Below are 6,314 nucleotides of genomic sequence, written 5' to 3'. Positions count from 1 at the left end.
GGACAACCATACGCTACGTAGATTGGTACGTACAGACCTAGGTTCCTACCTGCGGATCTAGTGTCGAGTTCGTGATCGAGTTCGACCCGGAGCGGGCAATCTGGCGACAGATTGCCGACGACATCCGCCGCAGGGTGGCGGAGGGCGAGTACGCCCCGGGATCGAGACTGCCCAGCGAGACGGATTTGGCCCAGGGCTACGGCGTCAGCCGAACCACGATCCGGACCGTGATCACAGCGCTCAAGAATGACGGCCTGGTGGTGGTCGAACAGAGGCCGGGCCACCCACGCGCAACGTACGTTCGAGCTGTCGGCCAGGTCGAGGAGATCACCCTCGGGCCGGGCGACTCGGCGACCTACAGCGGCCCCGGCACGGTGGTGATCACCAGGGCCGCCGGAGGAGTAGAGACGTACGAAGCCAACGAAGTCCGGATCGTCGGGGCGTAGTTCAGCTCCAGGCGGACGAGGGTTGCTGTCGACAGCAACAGTGACAGCAACAGGCCGCGACGAGGACGGTCGGTGGCGACCGAGCGCGGGCAGTCGGCCGAGGTCATGAGCGCGGACGGACTAAGCCGGACGGACCGCCCAGAACTTACAAGCGAGGGGTCGCAGGTTCGAACCCTGCCGCGCCCACCAGTGGTTTCGCTGTGGTCGCCCACGACCCCGCGGACCTTTCCACCCCATTCCCGGCCGGGTCGACGGGGTACAGGTGTCGCCCACCGCCCGTCAGGCAAACGGACGGGCGGTGCCGAGCCCGGCCGCTACCAAACCTCTGCCCCGCCAGCGCACCGGCACGACACCTTTCGCCTCGTCGAATTCCGGCAGTACACCGCTTCGCGCCGTCGCATTGAGGTATCCCGTCGGTTTGTTGGCAAGGATTGAGGTCATCCACCGATCTGGCAGGCATGCCCGGCCCGGTAACGCATGGCGTACCACGCCCCGGCAACGCACCCCAGCGAGCCCGGGCACCGCCGCCCGCGGACCGCCAATATAGGTTTTCGTTAAGTGACGCCTAAGCTTTGCTCTCCTCCTGCTCCGTCACGTTGACGCATGGAAGAGGCGGGCCATACCGTTCTGGCCGAATTCGTCACCGTCACCCACACGTGTCACCCGGGAGGATGAGAACGTGGCCACGGCCCGATCGTGGGGGAAGGCAACGCGTCGGACGGCCGCCGCTCTGGTCGGTTTCGTCGCTGGGCTGCTCCTGATGCCCGCCGCGGGACTGGCCGCACCCGCCGGCCCGACCCAGCTCGGGGCCTCCGACATGGCGTTGCTCAACGGCGTACGGCTCGCCGGGCTGTGGGAGATGCCGGCCGGACAGATGGCGTCCGAGAAGGGCAGCAAGGCCGAGGTTCGCAAGGTCGGCGCTGAGATCGCGGCCCAGCACTACGAACTGGACCAGCTGGTCGTCGAGGCGGCGAACAAACTGGGGGTCCAGTTGCCCACCGAGCCGAACGCCCAGCAGAAGGGCTGGCTCGACGAGATGAAGAACGCCTCGGGCGCCCGTTTCGACCGGATCTTCGTGGACCGGCTCCGGGCGGCGCACGGGGCCATCTTTCCGGTGATCGGCGCCGTCCGCGCCGGGACCCGCAACGACATCGTCCGCAAGCTCGCCGAGCAGGCCAACGGCTATGTCATGAACCACATGAGCATGCTGGAGAGCACCGGCCTGGTCCGGTACGCGGAACTGCCCCCGGTCGCCCTGCCGGCGCCGCAGGAGGAGGGCCTGGTCGCCGCCGCCCGGGCCAACGCGGAGTTCGGGACCGGCCTGAATACCACCGTCATCTGGGCGGTGCTACTCGGCGCGCTGACCCTGGGCAGTATCGCCACCGTCCGACTGGTCCGCCGGTAGCGCCGCCGCGGCCAGCCGGGGACGCGGGTGGGTGGGCGACGGCCCGCCCACCCGATCCGGGCGATGTGGGCGGGGCGTCCACAGGCGTAGGCGGGCGAACCGCGGTCACGCCCGGCCGCCCGGAGAACGCGCGCATCTGCTCCCATCAGGCGGCGGTGCCGCGCCATCGGTAGACCCAGGGCGGCCCCTCGCCCGCGACCGCCTCCAACTCGTAGATCTCCGCCCGGGCCAGCTCGTTGTCGACCAGGTGGTGGTGGGTGAGCGGCGGCCGGCCGTGTACGTCGAGGTCGACGATCACCGTGTCGCCGTCGGCGACGCCGCCGACCAGCGGAATCTCCGTGGTGGCCTCCATGGGATCATCCTGCCGCCGTCGGCGTACCGGCGCAGCCGATCGGCCCGTACCGGCGGGCGGTGTGCGCCGGTGCGGGCGGGCGGCGAGCGGCGTGGACCGGCGCCGGCGGGCGGTGGGCCATACCGGGGCGGAGGCGGCACCCGGTGCCGGACGGTCCGGTTCGGTGCCGACGCTTCCGACCGCTCAGCGCCACCGGTACTCGAGATCCGCGACCCGCAGTCCGACCCTGACCTCCGCGAGCACGGCGTTGAGCATGGCCAGCCGCTGCTCGACCGGTGCGTCACGAGCCGCCGTGCCGTGCCGCGCCGCCACCTGTTCCCAGACCACCTGCTCGGTCTGCTCCGCCGGCACCCAGGGGCGGGGGCAGCGGCGCCGCGGACAGCCGTAGTAGCGGCGTCCGTTCGACGAGAAGGACGGGATCAGCAGCTCGCCGCAGGGCCCGCAGCGGAGCAGCCCACGGAGCAGGTAGCGCCCGGGGGTGGCGCGCTGCACGATGGGAAAATCCATGGTCACCGCCTCGCCTCCGGATGTCGACGCATCCACGACTATCGTCATCTTGTCCGGTAGTACGGACGGCGGGGCGAAAGTGTTCGATTCGCGACTGGACGGGTGACGACCTCGGCCGCGTCTCCGGGACCCCGGCGTGTGCCGGACCGGTCCCTTCCCCGGCGGGGTGCTAGAAAGAGGCCGGCGGCCTGGAGGGGGCCGGTCGTGGGAGCCGGGGGAGGGGGCGTCGTGCTGGTCGTGCACGGTGTGTGGCTGGCCGGTGGCCGGCTCGCCCTGTGGGCCGAGGACTCCACCCTGCCGCCCCGTCCGCCGCGTCGGCCCGGTCGCCCGGCGCGGGAGCGGCCGCACCCGTTCGCCGCCGGTCATCCCGGACTGGCCGACGCCCTCGGCGCCCTCGCCGCCAAGGCGGTGACCGGCACCGCCCTGCTCACCCTGCCGACCCGCGACGGCGCGCCCACCGACTCGCCGGAGCTGGTCCGCACCGAACCGGTCGAGCCGGGTCCGGGCCCGGTCGGCCTCGCCGGGTGGCGGGTGCCGACCCTGGAGTACGACGCCGACCACGCGCTCCCCGTCCTGCTGGCGTTCGCCGGCGAGGAGCCGTTCGGGGTCAACGCCCCGGTGCCCGGCGCCTCGGTGCGGCATCTGGCACGGCTGGCCGAGTTCGCCGTCGACCTGGTACGCCGGGGCCGGACCCTGCCCGGACTCCGGCGTCCGGCCGTCCCGGGCGGCCGTACGCCGAGGAGTCGCCGTCGGGCCGCCGGGGACGCCACCGAGCTGGCCGAGGCGGTGTGGCGACCGCTGCTGACCGGCGCGGACGCCGGCTGGGCCCGGGCCCTGACGCTGGCGCTGCCCCCGGTGGTCCGTTCGGCACGGCCGGTGCCGCCCCGGGGGTCTCGAACGGGTCCGGCCGGCGCCGGAGGCGGCACGGCCTCGGGGCGTACCGGGGATCCGGCGGGCGCGGCGTCGAGGGGGCCGGCGGCGCCCGGATCGGCGGGGGAGGACGACCCGACGGACGCCACCGCGACGGCGGTCGTCGCCGATGCGCTCGACGCGCTCACCGACGCCGCCGCGCGCAGCGCCCTGGAGGGCGTACGCCTGACCGGTGTCGCCCGGGCCACCGGCGTGGACGCGGCGGTCCGGGCCTGGCTGCGGGCGCTGACCGGCCGGCAGCGCGGCTTCACCGCGCCACCGGACGCGCTCGGCGTGCTCGACGCACAGTTGCGGGCCTGGCAGCGGGACGCGGCCGGCGGGCCGGTCCGCGCCTGCTTCCGGCTGGTGGAGCCCCCCACCCCCGTCGACGACGACCTGGTCGGGCTGCTTGCCGCGCAGACCGGCGATGGTGACCCGACCACCGGCCCTGCCGACCCGACGGCCGGGGAGGCTCCGCCGGTGGCGGAGCGGCGCTGGCGGATCGAGTTCGCGTTGCAGGCGGCCGACGAACCGAGCCTGGTCGTCGGCGCCGACCGGATCTGGACGGCCACGGCGGACCTGCGGGCGCTCGCCCGGCACCTGGCCGCGCCGCAGGAGACGCTCCTGACCGAGCTGGGCCGGGCCAGCCGGCTCTGGCCGGAGTTGGAGGACGCGCTGCGTACCGCCACGCCAAAGGGGATGGAGCTGGACACCGAGGGCGCGTACCGCTTCCTCCGGGAGGGCGCTCCGGTGCTGCACGCGGCCGGCTTCGGCGTCCTGTTGCCGTCATGGTGGCAGCGGCCGGGGGCCCGGCTCGGTGCCCGGCTGCGGGCCACCACCCGGACCGCTCCCGGCACGGTCGCCGGGCGCAGCGCGCTCGGGATGGCGGCACTGGTCGACTACCAATGGGAGCTGGCGATCGGGGACCAGCCGCTCTCGGCGGCCGAACTCCAGGCGCTGGCCAGGCTCAAGACCCCGCTGGTGCGGCTCCGCGGCCAGTGGGTCGAGTTGGACCCCAGGCGGCTCGCCGCCGGGCTGAAACTGCTCCAGACCCGGGGCGAGCTGACCGTCGGCGACCTGCTCCGGCTCGGCCTGGAGAGCCCGGACGAGCCGGGGGCGCTGCCGGTGCTGGCGGTCGAGGCGGACGGCCCGCTCGGCGACCTGCTCGCCGGGCAGGTCGAACGACATCTCGTCGACCGGGACGCCCCGGCGGGCTTCCGGGGCACGCTCCGGCCGTACCAGCGGCGAGGGCTTGCCTGGCTGACCTTTCTCGAGTCGCTCGGGCTCGGCGGCATCCTCGCCGACGACATGGGACTGGGCAAGACGGTCCAGTTGCTCGCGCTGTTCGCCGGGGACCCGCCGGAGGCCGGGCCGACCCTGCTGGTCTGCCCGATGTCCCTGGTCGGCAACTGGCAGCGCGAGGCGGCCCGGTTCACCCCCCAGCTGCGGGTCCACGTCCACCACGGGGCCGAGCGGGCGCGCGGTGCGCGGTTCGCCGCGGCGGTCCGGGAGGCGGACCTGGTGGTGACCACGTACGCGCTGGCGGCCCGGGACGCCGCCGCGCTGGCCGAGGTCGACTGGCACCGGGTCGTGGTGGACGAGGCGCAGTCGATCAAGAACGCCGCGACCCGGCAGGCCGCCGCGGTCCGGTCGCTGCCGGCCCGGCACCGGGTGGCGGTCACCGGTACGCCGGTGGAGAACCGGCTGGCCGACCTCTGGTCGATCATGGAGTTCGCCAACCCGGGCCTGCTGGGCAGCGCCCCGAGCTTCAAGCGCCGGTACGCCGAACCGATCGAGCGGCACGGCGACGAGGAGGCGGCGGCCCGGCTGCGCCGGATCACCGGCCCGTTCGTGCTTCGTCGGCTGAAGACCGACCGGTCGATCATCACGGACCTGCCGGAGAAGCTGGAGATGGAGGTGTTCTGCAACCTCACCCGGGAGCAGGCCTCGATGTACCAGGCCGTGCTGGACGACATGATGGCGAAGATCGAGTCGAGCGAGGGGATCGAGCGGCGCGGGCTGGTGCTCGCCACGATGACGAAGCTCAAGCAGGTCTGCAACCACCCGGCCCAGCTGCTCCGGGATGGCTCCCCGCTGCCGGGACGCTCCGGCAAGCTGGCCCGGCTGGAGGAGATCGTCGAGGAGATCCTCGCCACGGGCGACAAAGCGCTGCTGTTCAGCCAGTACGCCGAGTTCGGCGGAATGCTTCGCGCCCACCTGGCGGCCCGGTTCGGCCGCGAGGTCCTCTTCCTGCACGGCGGCGTCGGCAAGGCGGAGCGGGACGCCATGGTCGCGCGCTTCCAGCGCGACGACGGTCCCGCGCTCTTCGTGCTCTCGCTGAAGGCCGGGGGCACCGGGCTGACCCTGACCGCCGCCAACCACGTGATCCACGTCGACCGGTGGTGGAACCCGGCGGTGGAGGACCAGGCGACCGACCGGGCGTTCCGGATCGGTCAGCGTCGCGCCGTCCAGGTCCGCAAGTTCGTCTGTGCCGGCACGGTGGAGGAGAAGGTGGCCGCGCTGATCGCCGAGAAGCGAGGGCTCGCCGCCAGGATCGTCGGCAGCGGTGAGCAGTGGCTCACCGAGCTGTCGACCTCGGAGCTGCGCCGGCTCTTCGCGCTGGAGTCCGGGGCGGTGGTGGAGTGAGACCTCTGGAGCCGACGGGAGAGGAGCCGACGGGAGAACGGCGGGAGGT

Annotated in this window: 5 protein-coding genes; 3 read left to right on the top strand and 2 right to left on the bottom strand. The window is 73.3% G+C overall.

Going from position 1 to position 6,314, the window contains the following annotated elements; genetic code table 11:
- Positions 1-71: 71 nt before the first annotated feature.
- Both EF879_RS17715 and EF879_RS17710 read left to right on the top strand, forming a co-directional pair.
- Positions 72-446, top strand: a complete 375-nt coding sequence (locus tag EF879_RS17715) for a winged helix-turn-helix domain-containing protein (protein ID WP_123559940.1) — start codon at positions 72-74, stop codon at positions 444-446.
- A gap of 679 nt (positions 447-1,125) precedes the next feature.
- A complete protein-coding gene (locus EF879_RS17710) occupies positions 1,126-1,851 on the top strand; it encodes a DUF4142 domain-containing protein (RefSeq protein ID WP_370375517.1) in 726 nt (241 codons plus the stop codon).
- Positions 1,852-1,996: 145 nt separating this feature from the next.
- Here EF879_RS17710 and EF879_RS17705 read toward each other — a convergent pair whose 3' ends face one another.
- Positions 1,997-2,203 (bottom strand): hypothetical protein, encoded by a 207-nt coding sequence (locus tag EF879_RS17705; protein WP_123559938.1) that lies wholly within the window; start codon positions 2,201-2,203, stop codon positions 1,997-1,999.
- 183 nt (positions 2,204-2,386) lie between these two features.
- The gene (locus tag EF879_RS17700) at positions 2,387-2,710 is read right to left on the bottom strand and encodes a zinc ribbon domain-containing protein (RefSeq protein WP_158624197.1); all 324 of its coding nucleotides are present in this window, start codon (positions 2,708-2,710) and stop codon (positions 2,387-2,389) included.
- Positions 2,711-2,938: 228 nt separating this feature from the next.
- Here EF879_RS17700 and EF879_RS17695 point away from each other — a divergent pair, with 228 nt between their 5' ends.
- Entirely contained in the window at positions 2,939-6,265 is a 3,327-nt protein-coding gene (locus EF879_RS17695) for a DEAD/DEAH box helicase (protein ID WP_123559934.1), read from the top strand.
- Positions 6,266-6,314 lie beyond the last annotated feature (49 nt).

Source organism: Micromonospora sp. HM5-17 (genome assembly GCF_003762835.1).
Lineage (GTDB): Bacteria > Actinomycetota > Actinomycetes > Mycobacteriales > Micromonosporaceae > Plantactinospora.
Note: the sequence above shows the minus strand (reverse complement) of the source record. Positions and strands in the feature narration are given on the sequence as shown.